Here is a 13,956-nt window from a genome sequence, read left to right as displayed (position 1 = left end):
GCAAGGCTGGCGGCAAAAAAAAAGCCCGCGGGAGCATGCTTCCCGCGGGCGCCACCGAGGCCGGCCTTATTTTGCGGCGCGCCCCTGGTCCTGCGCGATCAGCCGGGCCAGCTGCGATTCCCCTCCCACCGTTTCGACGGAGACGATCCTGTCCACCGGGATCGTCAGCGACGTGGGGCCGTGCCAGTCATTGCGCTCCCGGCTCACCACGCGGTTGCCCTGCCGGCCATCGGGCTGCGTGAACGGCTGCACATAATAAACATCGCCCAGCTGCAGCTGCCGCGGCCCGGCCTCGCGCAGCACGCCATAGAACATCTGGCCGTTCTGCACCTGTACCGCGTACCACTGGCCAACCGGACCGGGCACGATGGCCGGGCGCGTCGCATGCAGCCACGCGGCCACCGCCAGCGCCGCCAGGGCAGCCGCCGCGATGGCGGCCAGCACCAGCATGGCCGCGCCCCGCCAGGCGCGCGCCACAGCGGGCTGCTGCACCAGCGGTTCGGCGAGCGGAATGTCGAGCCGTGCGCTCACGTTCCGCTCCGGGGTGCCGGGCGGCGCACGAGCAGCACCGTCAGGCCCGCCAGCAGCAGGATCCACGCGCCGGGCTCCGGTACAGCGGACACGCCGATTACATACTGCACGCCGAAGCCGCCGGCGGCATCGAGCGTGTAGCCGGTGGTCAGCAGCAGGTCCTGCTCGCCCGCCGCCAGCGTGCCGAGAAGCAGCGCGTGGTCGTCGAAGAACAGCTGCGCCTCGGCCACGCTGGTGAACGTTTGCGAGAACAGCTCGGCGCCATGGCTGGAGAGCGTCAGCGCCAGTTCCTCGAAGCCGGCACCGTCGGACAGCGAACCGGCCAGGCCCAGTGTCAGCACGCTGTCGGCGGCGGTGCTGAACTGGAAGTTCGCCGCCGTCACGTAGGTGTAGCTGCCGATGGCATCGGCCGCATACGTTCCGGCGCTGGTGCCGATGCCGACCACCTGGCCGCCCGCGAACGCGGCCGCCAGTTCCGGCGTGCCGCCCAGCACACTGTCGACGACACCTTGCGATGGCGCAGCGAGCGCATACGACAGCGCCTGGTAGCCCGAATTCGGCCCCATCAGGCCATAGTTGCTGCCGCCCACGTTGGCGGACGTGCGCACCACGGCGCTGCTGCCGACCGGTGCGCTGGCGCTGGTGGACACCAGCACGCCATCGCTGCCCGTCGACGTGCTGTACGCCGCCGCCGTGCCGCTCTCGCCCGTCGCGTTCGCCTGCGCGTAGTTGCTGGCCGCGCCCTGTGCCCAGGAACGGGCCGTCGCATCGGCCTGTTTGCCGGTCGCGTAGGCATTCGCGGTGGCGCTGCCCGTTCCGCCCTGCGCTTCAGATACCGCCAGCGCATTGCCCAGCTGTCCGCCGCTGCCGCCGCCGGTGGCGTAGGCGTATGACTGCGCGGTGTTGCCCGCCTGGGCCCGCGCGAACGACTCGGCATTGCCTCCCGCGGCAAGATTGCTGTGGGCACTGCCCCCCTGCGCCGTGCTGTTGCTGTAGGCGCGATCGGCTGCCAGCACGGTGCTGCGTGCCAGCGCGGCACCGCCGGCACCATGGCTGCCGGAATCCGCATAGCCACCGCTGCCGCCGGTAGCGTTGACATTGCCACTCACATAGGCTTCGGTCCTGGTGGACGTGAGCGCCAGCACGGCTTCGCCCGCGCCGCCGCCCGCCCCGGCACTGGTGCCACTGCCCTGGCCGCCCGCGCCGCCATAGGCATTCAGGCTGGCGTTGAGGGAACTGGCCGCGCCGTCGCTGAACGTGAGGCGCGTCGCGCTGGCGCCGCCAACTCCCGCGGCACCGCCGGCACTGCCGCCACCCGCGCCGCCATAGGCGGTCTGCGACAGCGACAGCGTACCGCTGGTCGAGCCGCTGACGGCATCGGCCACGCTGGCCACCGCCCCGGCGCCACCGTCGGCACCGTTGCCGCCGTAGCCACCTGCGCCGCCCGTGAGGACCGCCGTGGCGCTGGCCGATTCCGTGGTGCCCTGCGCGCGGGCCGTCACGCTACCCGCCGCGCCCGCGCCCCCCCGGTTGCCGGTACCGTTGCCGTTGCCGCCCGTGCCGCCGCTGGCACTGCTGTAGGCATACACCTGGCCAGCGCCGGTGCCCACCGCCGTGCTGTTCGCCTGCCCCTGGCCGCCAGCCGCGCCACTGCCGGCCGCATGGTTGCCGCCGCGTCCGCCCTGGGCGTCGGCCGTGAGGTAAAGCGGTGCGCTGTCGCTGCCATTGACGCTCACTTTGCCGAGTGCGCCTGCCGCCGCGGTGCCGGTGCCGGCGCTGCCGGTCACGTCGCCGCCCGCGCCACCCGTGGCCGCGCCATTCAGCCGCAGGTAGGAGGCGCCGCTGTCGCTGCGCGCCAGCGTCACGTCGGCAATGCCGCCCGCACCGCCGTTTGCATCGACGGCACTGCCGCCACGGCCGCCATGCCCGCCGAGGCCCAGCGTCAGCTCGCCGCTGGTAGTGCCCGTCAGCACATCGCCGGTCGTCACGCCACGGCCGGCGCCACCCGCGGCGCCTTCGCGACCGGCGCCGCCATCGCCGCCGATGAGGTCCGCTTTCAGCGACACGTTCCCGCCGCTGGACGACCCGGACACGGTGGCCACCGAGCTGCCACCGATGCCGCCGCTGTTGCCGCTGCCGGAGCCCTCGGCGCCGATGCCGCCGCGCACATAGCCCGTCAGCGTCAGGCTGCCGCTGGTGCCGCCCGTTCCCGTGACATCGGCGCCGGCGTTGCCGCCCGCTGCGCCGGAACCGCCGGCAAGGCCGGAGGAACCATTGCCCCCGTAGGCGGTGGCATAGCCATACACGTTCGCCGGGCCGGAAACCGTGAGCAGGGTGGTGGCGTTGCCGCCCGTTGCCGACACGCCGGCAACGGAACCATGGTTGGTGCCCGCGTTCCCGCCGGACGCCGTGGTGCTGCCGGAAACGTAGTTGCCGGTGCCAGCCACCGCCAGTTCGGCACTGGCGTTGCCGCCGACACCGGCGTTGCTGCCGTAGGTATAGCCGCCGCTGCCGCCGGTGGCATTGACGGCAGCGGTGACCTGCGCCGCATCGGATGCCAGGTCCAGCCGCGCCGTGCCCGAGCCGCCCGCCACGCCGGCGCCGGTGTTGGAGTAACCGCCCGTGCCGCCATTGGCGCCCACGGTGACGTTGGCATCGGTGGCGCTGCCGGTACCGGCCAGCGTCAGTTGCGACACCGCCTGCCCCGCAGCGCCGCCCGCGCCCGTTTCACTGCCGCCGCCGGCGCCGCCGTACGCGTACTGGTTCAGCGACAGGCTGCCGGCCGTGGTGCCGGACACGGCATTGGTAACGACCGAGCCGGCGCCGGCACCGCCCGCGGCGCTGTCCGAATAACCGCCCGCGCCGCCGTACTGGTACACCGCGACATGCAGCGGCCCGCTGCCCGACGTGCCCGACGCGCTCGCGGTGGCCTGGCCGCCCGCTCCGCCGGCGCCGTCGCGACCCTGGCCGCCGGTGCCACCGGTGCTGTTCACGTCCACGCGCACGGCACCGGCATCCGTGCCGGTGCCGGTGCCGAACGCCTGCGCGCCACCGCCATCGCCGGCCACCAGGCCAGCACCGCCATTGCCGCCGGTCGCATTGCTGTACACGTTCAGCGTGCCCGCCGCGGTACCCTCGACGTGCGTGCGCCCCTCGGCACCAATGGCGCCGGTACCCGATTGGGTCGTGCCGCCGTTGCCGCCGTTCGCGTAGGCGTTCAGCACCAGCGACGTGGCGGCGGTATCGTCCACCACCAGGCGGCTGCGTGCCTCGCCTGCCGCGCCGCCCAGCGCATCGGCGCTGTACCCGCCATTGCCGCCGACGGCGCGCTGCGACAATGTCAGCGCACCGCTGGTACTGCCGGATACCGCGTTCTCGAGCGCCGAAGCGGCGCCGGTGCCGCCATTTGCGCCGTTGTAGCCATTGCCGCCGGCACCGCCCTGCTGGTGCACGGCCAGGTTGACGGTACCGCTGCCGCTGCTGCCCGTGGCCGTGGCGATGGCGGCCGCGCCCGCGCCGCCGCTGTTGCCGGCGCCGCCCGCATCGCCCCCGTAGCCGCCATCGGCCCGCGAATTGAGCTGCACGGTGCCGTCGCCGCTGGCCGTGCCGCCGGCAGTAGCGCTGGCGGTACCGCCGACGGCGCCATTGGCGGCAAAGCCGCTGTTGCCGCCGCCGTGGCCGCCGCTGGCATTGCTGCTGCCGCTGACACTGGCGCCGGCCAGGGTCAGCGTGCTGCCTGCCGTCCCGCCAATGCCATTGGTGCCGCCGGCGCCGCCGCTGTTGCCGGCGCCGCCCTGCGCGTTCGACGAGCCGTAGACCTGGCCGGCGCCGGTCAGCGTCACGCCACTCAGCGCGGCGCCGCCGTTGCCGCCATTGCCGCCGGAAGCGTTGCCGCCGCTACCGCCATAGGCCTGGCCGTTGCCGCTCAGTTGGCCCGACGCGACTGTGGAAACCAGTTGCAGCGTGTTCGTCGCGGCGCCGCCATTGCCGCCCTGTGTCACGCCATAGCCGCCGCCGCCCCCCTGGGCACGCGAGTCGCCCGTGAAGGAACTTGCAGCGGCATCATTCAGCGTGAGCGACGATTCTGCGGCGCCACCCGCGCCGCCCGCGCCGGCGCCGCTGCCGCCACCGTATCCGCCCGCCACGTACTGCCCCAGCGACAGCGTGCCGGAGGTGCTGCCGCCCACGGCATTGGCAGCGGTGGACGCACTCCCGGCCGCACCGCTGCCATCCGTGGAGTAGCCGCCCCCACCGCCGGACTGGGTGATGGAAACGTTGACCGCCCCGGAATCCGATACGCCGCTGGCGGTGGCACTGGCGCTGCCGCCTAGGCCGGCCGTGGCTCCCGGTCCTGTACCGGCATATCCGCCCGCGCCGCCGGTGGCGCTGGCGATGGCATTCACGCTGCCGGCCCCTTGCGCGCTTCCGGTGGCATTGGCCGTAGCAACTCCGCCGTTGCCCGCGACGGCTCCAGCGCCCTGGTTTGCGCCGCTGCCGCCCGTGCCCGCCCCGCCGCTGCTGCCGCCATTGCCGCCATACGCGGTGGCGGTGGCAATCGCATTGCCTGCCGCCGGATTCGAGCCTGTCGTGGCTTCGGCGGCGCCACCTGCCCCGCCGGCTCCGGCATTGCCGCCGTTTTGCCCGCTGGCGCCGGAGGCACCGGTGCCGCCCGCACCGCCACTGCCGCCAGTCGCGGTGGCGACGTTCGAATTGCTGGCGTTCGGCCCGGATGCGGCGACTGCCGACTGCCCATCACTGCCAGCGCCGCCGGGAGCGCCCGCTACCGCGCCATGGGCACCCGGCGTGCCAGGCGTACCGTTGACGGTCACGTCGGCATACGCCTGGCTGACGGCCAAGGTCAGCAGCAGCGGTACGAGGCGCGCCCTATGGGCACGGCGGAACGATGATGGATTCATGCGCATAACGATTCCTTCTTCATGTTGAGTTACCCCCGGCGTGCCCTTGTCGCCCTCGTGCCACAACTGGCCCGGGCCATGACGATGCCGGCGCTGGACACATTGCGCCGGCATTGCAAATATGATATCAACTGCAAATAACCGCGGCCAGTCGACCGCAAGTCACTCCCTGACAGGAAAAATTATCGGATTGATATGCCTGAAAATCCTTTGGCCGACCTGAATCCCGCCTTAATGCGGCCTGAATGGCCTGCCGCGGGTGCGTTGCTGCACGTGGGGCCCTACGAATTGTGGCCAGCGGCACGGCGACTGCGGCTGCATGGCAAGCCAGTGCCGCTCACGCCACGCGCGCTGGACGTGCTGGTCGCGCTCGTGCGGCACCATCCCGGCATGATGAGCAAGAACGACTTGCTCGCCATGGTATGGCCAGGCCTGGTGGTGGAGGAAAACAACCTGCAGGTGCAGGTTTCGCTGCTGCGCAAGCTGCTGGGCCGGAATGCGATCGCGACCGTTCCCGGGCATGGCTACCGTCTGGCGTTGCCGGTGGGCGTGGGAGAAGCCGCTGCCGCCGCCTTGCCGTCGACTGCGCCCGGCGCGCTGCTGGGCCGCGCCGGCGACCTGGCCGAACTGGGCGACGTGCTGCGTCACCATCGGCTCACCAGCCTGCTCGGCGCGGGCGGTGTCGGCAAGAGCGCACTGGCGCGGCACGCCGCCGCAGCCGCCGGACCGCCCGTGGCCTGGGCCGACATGGCCGAGTGCGCAGGCAGCGGCGACGTGCTGGAGGCCGTGGCCCGCGGCATGGGCGTCGACGGTGGCGCCGTGGACACGCTGGCACGCCATGCAGGGTCGCAGCCCTGCGTGCTGGTGCTCGACAATGTCGACCGCGTGGCGCGAGAGACGGCGGCGCTGGCCCAGGAACTGCTGGCACGGCTGCCCGCGTTGCGGCTGCTCGTGACCACGCAGGTGCGCCTGCACGTGCCGGAAGAACAGGTGTACCGGCTGATGCCGCTGGCCATCCCGCCCGCCGGTTGCGCGCTGGCCGAAGCGCTCGACTACGGCGCCCTGGCCCTGCTGCAGGCGCGCGCCCAGGGCCACGATCACCGCTTCACGCTGACCGAGGCAACGTTACCCGACGCGATCGCCCTCTGCCGCGAACTCGATGGGCTGCCGCTCGCGCTGGAACTGGCCGCGGCACGCATCCCCGCGCTGGGGGTTGCCGGCCTGCTGCGGCGGCTGGGCGATCGCCTGCCGCTGCTGGCGAAAAGCACCGGCACCGGCCCGGCGCGCCAGCGCAGCCTGCACGATACGCTCGAGTGGAGCTACGACTTGCTGGCGCCCGCGGCGCAGGCTCTGTGGTGCGACACGGCAGCCTTGCCCACCTGGTTTTCGCTGGAGGAATTGATGGCCCGGCGCGGTGGCGACGAAGCCGCCACGCTGGACCTGCTCGGCACGCTCGTGGACAGCGCGCTGCTGAGGTTCGACGCCGGCCACGCGCCGGGCTATACGATGGCGCCATCACACCGCGCGTTTGCCTTGCGTAAGCGCGCGGACATTGCTCACACGAGCCCGCCCACCACGTAGCCTCCCGTCATCGCCACCACCAGCAGCGCGCCGATCGGCGTGGGTGGCGCGGGGGATGGAATATCGCAGGCGCGGCACACGGCGCCGATCACGAGGCCCAGCACGGCACCGGCCAGCAGCGCGCTCATCGGCCACCTCCAGCCTGCTCCGGCGCGGCTTCGATCGCATGGCCGCCGCAATGGCGCTTGTTCTCGGCGGCGCGGCGGGCCACGTAGCGGTCCACCAGCCAGTAGCCGCTGCTCATCATGAACACCAGCAGTGCGCCGGACAGCACGGGCGGCGACGCGGCCGGAATGCCGAACTTGCGGCACGCCAGCCCCACGGCGAACGACAGCACGAGGCCCGCCAGGATCTTCACGTAGTTCATCGCCGCTCCTCAGAACGCAAAACAGCTGCAGCCGAACGCGCCCCAGAAGCCGGCATGGTCCGACACCGGCACGGTGGACTTGCGCGCCACGTCATGCGAATGCTTGTGCACCGCGCAGGCGCCGGCGCACTGGTGCGGTAGTGCGCTCTTTTGCGCGGCGGGGGCCACGGCCCGGTAGTGGCCAGGCACCTTGTTGACCGGCGACCAGTCCGGCAGCACGGGCAATTGCGGTGGCCCCAGCTTGTCGAACTCGGCCTGGGCAAACACGATTTTGCCGCCCACCACGGTCAGCACGGATTCGATCGACTTGATCGCCTCTTCCTCCACGCGGAAAAAGTCGGCCGACAGCACGGCCAGGTCGGCCAGCATGCCTTCCTTGATGCGACCTTTCTTGCCCTGCTCGTTCGAGAACCACGCGCTGCCCGACGTCCACAGTTCGATCGCGGTCTCGCGGTCGAGCCGGGCGCCGGCATCGTACAGGCGCAGGCCGCCCACGGTGCGGCCGGACACCAGCCAGTACAGCGCCGTCCACGGGTTGTAGCTGGCCACGCGCGTCGCATCCGTGCCGGCGCCGACCGGCACGCCGTTCTCCAGCATGCGCTTGATCGGTGGCGTGTGCTTCGCGGCTTCGGCGCCGTAGCGGTCGACGAAGTACTCGCCCTGGAACGCCATGCGGTGCTGGATGGCGATGCCGCCGCCCAGCGCTTTTACCCGCTCGATGTTCCTTGGCGTGATCGTCTCGGCGTGGTCGAACAGCCAGTGCAGGCCGTCGAACGGGATGTCGCGGTTGACCTTCTCGAATACGTCGAGCATGCGGCCGATCGATTCGTCATAAGTGGCATGCAGGCGGAACGGCCAGCGCTGCTCGACGAGGTGGCGCACCACCTGCTCCAGTTGCGCTTCCATCTCGGGCGGCAGATCCGGGCGCGGTTCCAGGAAGTCCTCGAAGTCGGCCGCCGAGAACACCAGCATCTCGCCGGCGCCATTGTGGCGGTACCAGTCGCTGCCATCACCCGGCTTGACGATGTCCGTCCACTGCTTGAAATCCTGCAGCTCCGCGCCCTTGTTCTGCGTGAACAGGTTGTAGGCGATGCGGATCGTCAGCTGGTCCTGCTCCGCCAGCTGCTGCACCACCTGGTAATCCTGCGGGTAGTTCTGGAACCCACCGCCCGCGTCGATCGCGCTGGTCAGCCCAAGGCGATTCAGTTCGCGCATGAACTGGCGCGTGCTGTTCACCTGGTGCTCGAGCGGCAGCGCCGGGCCCTTGGCCAGCGTGGCATACAGGATCATCGCGTTCGGGCGCGCGATCAGCATGCCGGTCGGGTTGCCGTGCGCATCGCGCTGGATCTCGCCGCCCGGCGGCGCCGGCGTGTCCTTGTCGTAGCCCACGGCGCGCAGCGCGGCGCGGTTCAGCAGCGCGCGGTCATACAGGTGCAGCACGAACACGGGCGTATCGGGCGCGGCCGCATTGATCTCGTCCAGCGTGGGCAGGCGCTTTTCGGCGAACTGGAACTCGTTCCAGCCGCCCACCACGCGCACCCACTGCGGGGTCGGCGTGCGCAAGGCCTGTTCCTTCAGCATGCGCAGCGCGTCGGCCAGCGACGGCACGCCTTCCCAGCGCAGCTCCAGGTTGTAGTTGAGACCGCCGCGGATCAGGTGCAGGTGCGAATCGTTCAGACCGGGGATCACGGTACGGCCGTTCAGGTCGATCACCTGGGCGTCCGGCGCGGCCTGGCGCATCACTTCTTCGGTGGTACCGACGGCGAGGAATTTGCCGTCGGCGATGGCGACCGCCGTGGCGACGGGATTCGATTTGTCGGCCGTGTGGAAGCGGCCGTTGGTCAGGATTAGCATGGTGTTTTATTGGTGGACGACGGGTGTGCCCCATCATACGCACCTGCCGTGCCCCGTCATCCCTAGACGGGGCACGCCGTTCCTCTGCCGAAGGAGGTAGCCGCTAAGACTTTTTCGCCAGCACCAGCGCGATCAGGCTGAGCAAAGCAGCGATCGACAGGTAATACCCCACGTACGCCAGGCCATAAGTGGTGGCCAGCTTGGTGGCGATATACGGTGCCAGCGAAGCGCCGATGATGCCGGCCAGGTTGAACGTCAGCGACGCGCCCGTGTAACGCACCTCGGCCGGGAACAGTTCCGACAGGATCGTGCCCAGCGGGCCATACGTCATGCCCATCAGGCCCAGGCCCAGCGCCAGGAACAAGGTCACCTGCACGGCGCTGCGCGAATCGAACAGCGGGCCGAACGCCAGGCCGAACAGCGCGATGGCGGCCGAGACCCAGATCAGCGTGCCGCGCCGGCCATGGCGGTCGGCCAGCAAGGCCGCCACCGGAATCGTCAGGCCGAAGAACACCACGGCGATCAATTGCTGGATTAGCATCTGCTGGCGCGTGAAGCCCAGCCCGGCCACGCCCCAGTTCAGCGTGAACACCGTCATCAGGTAGAACAGCACGAAGGTGGCCATCGCCATCATGGTGCCCAGCACCAGCGCGCGGGTGTGCTGCACCAGCACGGCCTTTACCGGCACCTCGACGCGCTCGCCCTTGTCGAGCACCTTCTGGAAATCCGGCGTTTCGTTGATCTTCAGCCGCACATACAGGCCCACCACCACGAGCAGCGCGCTGGCCAGGAACGGCACACGCCAGCCCCAGCTGAAGAACTGCTCGTCGGTCTGGACTTCCGACAGCAACAGGAAAATGCCGCCGGAGAGGAAGAAGCCGATCGGCGCGCCCAGCTGGGGGAACATGCCATACCAGGCGCGCTTGCCCGGCGGCGCATTCTCGGTGGCCAGCAGCACGGCGCCGCCCCACTCCCCGCCCAGGCCGAGGCCCTGGCCGAAACGGCACAGCGCCAGCAGCGCCGGCGCCCACGCGCCGATCTGCGCATACGTGGGCAACATGCCGATGACCACGGTGGACAGCCCCATCGTCAGCAGCGCGGCCACCAGCGTGGCCTTGCGGCCGACACGGTCGCCGAAATGGCCGAACACGGCCGAGCCGACCGGGCGGGCGAAGAACGCAATGGCGAACGTGGCCAGCGACTGCAGGGTGGCGGCGGTGGGATCGCCGGCCGGGAAGAACAGGTGGGGAAAGACGAGGACGGCGGCCGTTGCGTAGATATAGAAATCGAAGAATTCGATCGTGGTGCCGATCAGGCTGGCAAACAGCACGGTGCCGGGCGAGTTGACTCGACCGGCCGGGTGAGGCTGGGACATGCGTACTCCGACGATGAGGGAAAAACCGATAAGGGTGCCGTCAGCCGGGTTGGGCGATCTGGGCAAACGCGTCGCGGATTTCGCCGGCGTTCTCCGGGCGCACCACGCGCGCCACTTCCTTCCCGTCTTGCAGGAAGATCATGGTGGGCCAGAGTTTGACACGGAAGGAACGGCCCAGCAAGCGGCCGGGCCCGTCCTCCACCTTGAAGTGCCGGATGCCGGGGTAGTCCGCGTAGGCCTCGGCCAGCGGGGCTTGGGCGGCGCGGCAGTAACCGCACCAGTTGGTGCCGAATTCGAGCAGGGCCGGTCCGGTGAGCGCGTCGATGTCGGCCCGCGACGGGGCGGCCTCCTGGTAAGTACGTTCCATGATGTGCTCCACTACGATGATGGCCGCACCTTATCACGGGCGCACGGCCGCAGGCGCATGCATCGCAGGCCGATGTAGAATGGCGCCTGCTCATAAGCGGGGCCCTCGATGCGGCTTGGCATTACCTCCATCCAGCGCAACCGCCAGCCGTGGATCGTGGAGTGGCTCGCCTTCCACATGCTGGCCGGCTTCGATCGCTTCTATGTGTACTGCCACAAATGCGAAGACGGCATGGACGGCACACTGGCCAGGCTGGCGCGGCATTATCCGATCACGGTGTACCGGATCGGCGACTGCGACAAGCCGCAACTGGCCGCCTACCAGCACGCCTGGGACAAGCACCAGCAGGAAGTGGACTGGATGGCCTTCATCGACGGCGACGAGTTCCTGTTCCCCACCCGCGCCGCCAACATGGCCGAAGCGCTGGCGCCCTACCAGGACAAGGCGCTGTCAGCGCTGGCGGTGTACTGGATCTGCTATGGCAGCAACGGGCATGTCGGCGATCCGGGCGGCCTGCTGCTGGAAGACTATCCGCGCCACAGCGAACCGGGCTTCGGCCCGAACCGGCACGTCAAGTCCATCGTCCGCGCCGGGCAGCCGGTGCGCTGCACGGGATCGCACCTGTTTACCACGCCACACGGCACGGTCGACGAGCAACTGCGGCCGCTGACGGCGCCCATGCTGCGGGACCCGACCCTGTCACCCACGTACGAGCATTTCCGCATCAACCACTACGTGACCCAGCACTACGACTACTTCAAGCAGGTCAAGCAGGACATCGGCGCGGCCGACCGCACGCCGCACATCGTGCGGCCCGACCACTGGTTCGTCGGCCATGACCGCAACGAATGCGACGACGGGGTGGCGAGCCGCTTCCTGCCGGCGCTGAAGCGCAAGGTGGCGGAGCTGCAGGCTGTACTGAAAACGGAAAACCGGTAGTGAAGCAGGGACTTTGAGGAACAAGCCCCTCGCCTGAAAACCGGTGACAGACACCAGTTATTTTGCAACGGATGTTCCAAAATAATAGGTGTCTGTCACCGGTTTTGCAGTGCGGTTATGCAGACAGTGTGGTGTTGTACTCCTTGCCGCCTATCTTGACCCGGTTCAGCTTCAGCCCGCGCACGTTGTACAGGAAGAACGGCTGCTCGGTGCTGACGGTGGTGCCGAAGTCGCAGTCGCTGATCGTCACGTTGGTGACTGGCGGCACCTGCGGCATCGGCTGCGGGCCGTTGTAGTTGTTGGAGACCGGGCCGAGGATGACGACAGCCTGGTAGCACGCCGCCTTCTGCCCTTTCTTCGGCCCCTTCTTCACCTCGACATTGCCCACGGTGACATGGGAGATCTGCACGTTGTCCACCACCGGCGGGCGGGTGCGCACGGTGTCGGCGGTGGGCGTGTAGTCGCAGTCGAACGTGACGACGGCACCGGCGGCCACGGCCACGGTCTTCGATTCGATCGGCGAGTTGGGCAGCGACGCGTAGAACGACGGGCTGGTCTGCACGCCGTTCGGGATCTTCACGTTGCGCACGTAGAAGTTCTTCAGGTAGCCGCCGCGATTCATGTTGGTCTTCAGCCGGATCGCCGTGTTCAGCGGATCGGTCGCCCAGTGGATGTTCTCGAACACGAGGTCCTGCGCGTAGACGTTCTGGATGCCGCCGGCCATCTCGCTGCCCAGCGTGACGGCACCGTGGCCGCTCTGCATGACGCACTTCTGCACAACGATGTTCTGCGACGGGCCGTATTGCACGTCCAGGTCCTTGCCGGCCTTGATGGCGATGCAATCGTCGCCCGTGTCGAACGTGCAGCCTTCGATCAGCACCATGTCGCACGACTCGGGATCGAAGCCATCGCTGTTAGGGCCCTTGCTGTTGCAGTGCACGTTGCGGATCACGATGTTGCGGCAGTGGACCGGGTGGTGCTGCCAGAACGGCGTGTCCTTCACTTCATAGCCTTCGAGCAGCACGTTGGTGCAGCCGATAATGTGGATCATCGTTGGGCGCAGGAAGTGGCCCAGGCCGAACACGCGCTGCGCCAGCGGCACGCCCGCCTCGGACAGTGCCGGCAGGTACTGCTCGTCGGCGCGCCAGCGCTCGCCCTCGCCCTGGATGTGCAGGCGCTCCGCTTCCGTCAGGTGCGGCGCCACGTCCTTCAGCGATTTAGGGTTGATCGGGTTCGGCAGGCGCTGCGTCAGCTTGCCTTCCACGTAGCCCGGCGTGTTCGCCTGCGAGGCCGGATTGATCGTGCGGTTCTTGCCCTTCCACGTCCACCAGCAATCGCCATCCTTGCCATTGAACGGCACGCCGCCCTGGCCGTTCAGGATACTGGTCCAGTCTTCGCCGGTCAGCGCGATGTTGTCGGCACCGTAGGCGTAGATCGGCGACGCGAAGTTCAGGCAGTCGTTGCCCTGCCAGCGCGTGATCACCAGCTTGCCGTGCTTGCCGCAGTCGAACTCGCCGTACTTCGCGTAGTCGGCAGGCTGCGTGGAGAACAGCACGTTGGCGCCCTTCTTCAGGTGCACGTGCACGTTCGACAGCAGCACGATGGGGCCGGCCACGAACCAGTTACCGGCCGGGATCACGACGCGCCCGCCGCCCGCCTTGTGGCAGGCCTCGATGGCGGCCTTGATCGCCGGGTAGCAATCGTGCGAGCCGGGTGCCTGGGTTTCGACCGTCGCCTGGTCGTCGTGGGAAATCCACGCCTTGATCTTCACCAGCTTGCACTGGGCAGCGCCGAAATCGGTGATCGGGAAATCCTGGTCGCGGAAGCGGCGCGGCTTGTTCAGGCGGTCGACGATTTCCTTCGCGCGGCCCCATGGGTCGTCCGCGATGGCCGCGTTGGCCGAACCGGTCGCCAGGGCGGCACCGCCGCCGGCGAGTGCCAGGCTGGAAGCCGATACGGCCTTCATCATCGCGCGGCGTTTTTCATTGACGCGCTGGTCTCTCATGCTGTTCATCATGCTGTTCAT

10 protein-coding genes are annotated in these 13,956 nt (G+C 69.3%); 2 read left to right on the top strand and 8 right to left on the bottom strand.

What is annotated here, in order from left to right; all coding sequences use genetic code 11:
• Positions 1 to 66: 66 nt before the first annotated feature.
• Complete coding sequence (locus EWM63_RS17280) at positions 67 to 531, bottom strand: hypothetical protein (protein ID WP_130187642.1); 465 nt, start codon at positions 529 to 531, stop codon at positions 67 to 69.
• Positions 528 to 5,447, bottom strand: coding sequence for a beta strand repeat-containing protein (locus EWM63_RS17275; RefSeq protein ID WP_130187641.1), 4,920 nt, complete (start codon positions 5,445 to 5,447; stop codon positions 528 to 530). Before EWM63_RS17275 ends, EWM63_RS17280 begins: the two co-directional genes overlap by 4 nt.
• A 234-nt stretch (positions 5,448 to 5,681) precedes the next feature.
• Between EWM63_RS17275 and EWM63_RS17270 the strand changes: the two genes are divergently transcribed.
• Entirely contained in the window at positions 5,682 to 7,028 is a 1,347-nt protein-coding gene (locus EWM63_RS17270; protein WP_165390845.1) for a winged helix-turn-helix domain-containing protein, read from the top strand.
• Here the strand turns inward: EWM63_RS17270 and EWM63_RS17265 are convergent.
• From EWM63_RS17265 to EWM63_RS17245, 5 genes are all read right to left on the bottom strand, one after another.
• Complete coding sequence (locus tag EWM63_RS17265) at positions 7,004 to 7,156, bottom strand: XapX domain-containing protein (protein WP_130187639.1); 153 nt, start codon at positions 7,154 to 7,156, stop codon at positions 7,004 to 7,006. The genes EWM63_RS17270 and EWM63_RS17265 overlap by 25 nt on opposite strands.
• Positions 7,153 to 7,395, bottom strand: a complete 243-nt coding sequence (locus tag EWM63_RS17260; protein ID WP_130187638.1) for a DUF1427 family protein — start codon at positions 7,393 to 7,395, stop codon at positions 7,153 to 7,155. The genes EWM63_RS17265 and EWM63_RS17260 overlap by 4 nt, the downstream gene beginning before the upstream one ends.
• A 9-nt stretch (positions 7,396 to 7,404) precedes the next feature.
• On the bottom strand, positions 7,405 to 9,249 hold the full coding sequence (locus tag EWM63_RS17255; RefSeq protein WP_130187637.1) for an amidohydrolase: 1,845 nt from the start codon (positions 9,247 to 9,249) through the stop codon (positions 7,405 to 7,407).
• 103 nt (positions 9,250 to 9,352) lie between these two features.
• Positions 9,353 to 10,624, bottom strand: coding sequence for an MFS transporter (locus tag EWM63_RS17250; RefSeq protein ID WP_130187636.1), 1,272 nt, complete (start codon positions 10,622 to 10,624; stop codon positions 9,353 to 9,355).
• Positions 10,625 to 10,664: 40 nt separating this feature from the next.
• Entirely contained in the window at positions 10,665 to 10,991 is a 327-nt protein-coding gene (locus tag EWM63_RS17245) for a thioredoxin family protein (RefSeq protein WP_130187635.1), read from the bottom strand.
• A gap of 108 nt (positions 10,992 to 11,099) precedes the next feature.
• On the opposite strand from EWM63_RS17245, the gene EWM63_RS17240 reads away from it, so the two are divergent.
• The gene (locus EWM63_RS17240) at positions 11,100 to 11,930 is read left to right on the top strand and encodes a glycosyltransferase family 2 protein (RefSeq protein WP_130187634.1); all 831 of its coding nucleotides are present in this window, start codon (positions 11,100 to 11,102) and stop codon (positions 11,928 to 11,930) included.
• A gap of 115 nt (positions 11,931 to 12,045) precedes the next feature.
• On the opposite strand, the gene EWM63_RS17235 is transcribed toward EWM63_RS17240, so the two are convergent.
• Positions 12,046 to 13,956, bottom strand: a complete 1,911-nt coding sequence (locus EWM63_RS17235) for a glycoside hydrolase family 28 protein (protein ID WP_229487345.1) — start codon at positions 13,954 to 13,956, stop codon at positions 12,046 to 12,048.

Source organism: Pseudoduganella lutea (assembly GCF_004209755.1).
Classification (GTDB): Bacteria; Pseudomonadota; Gammaproteobacteria; order Burkholderiales; family Burkholderiaceae_D; genus Rugamonas; species Rugamonas lutea.
Note: the sequence above shows the minus strand (reverse complement) of the source record. Positions and strands in the feature narration are given on the sequence as shown.

Excerpts from the sequence above, each read along its gene's own strand:
- EWM63_RS17275 (WP_130187641.1), bottom strand. The coding sequence starts at position 5,447 with ATGAATCCATCATCGTTCCGCCGTGCCCATAGGGCGCGCCTCGTACCG.
- EWM63_RS17270 (WP_165390845.1), top strand. The coding sequence starts at position 5,682 with ATGCGGCCTGAATGGCCTGCCGCGGGTGCGTTGCTGCACGTGGGGCCC.
- EWM63_RS17265 (WP_130187639.1), bottom strand. The coding sequence starts at position 7,156 with ATGAGCGCGCTGCTGGCCGGTGCCGTGCTGGGCCTCGTGATCGGCGCC.
- EWM63_RS17260 (WP_130187638.1), bottom strand. The coding sequence starts at position 7,395 with ATGAACTACGTGAAGATCCTGGCGGGCCTCGTGCTGTCGTTCGCCGTG.
- EWM63_RS17255 (WP_130187637.1), bottom strand. The coding sequence starts at position 9,249 with ATGCTAATCCTGACCAACGGCCGCTTCCACACGGCCGACAAATCGAAT.
- EWM63_RS17250 (WP_130187636.1), bottom strand. The coding sequence starts at position 10,624 with ATGTCCCAGCCTCACCCGGCCGGTCGAGTCAACTCGCCCGGCACCGTG.
- EWM63_RS17245 (WP_130187635.1), bottom strand. The coding sequence starts at position 10,991 with ATGGAACGTACTTACCAGGAGGCCGCCCCGTCGCGGGCCGACATCGAC.
- EWM63_RS17240 (WP_130187634.1), top strand. The coding sequence starts at position 11,100 with ATGCGGCTTGGCATTACCTCCATCCAGCGCAACCGCCAGCCGTGGATC.
- EWM63_RS17235 (WP_229487345.1), bottom strand. The coding sequence starts at position 13,956 with ATGAACAGCATGATGAACAGCATGAGAGACCAGCGCGTCAATGAAAAA.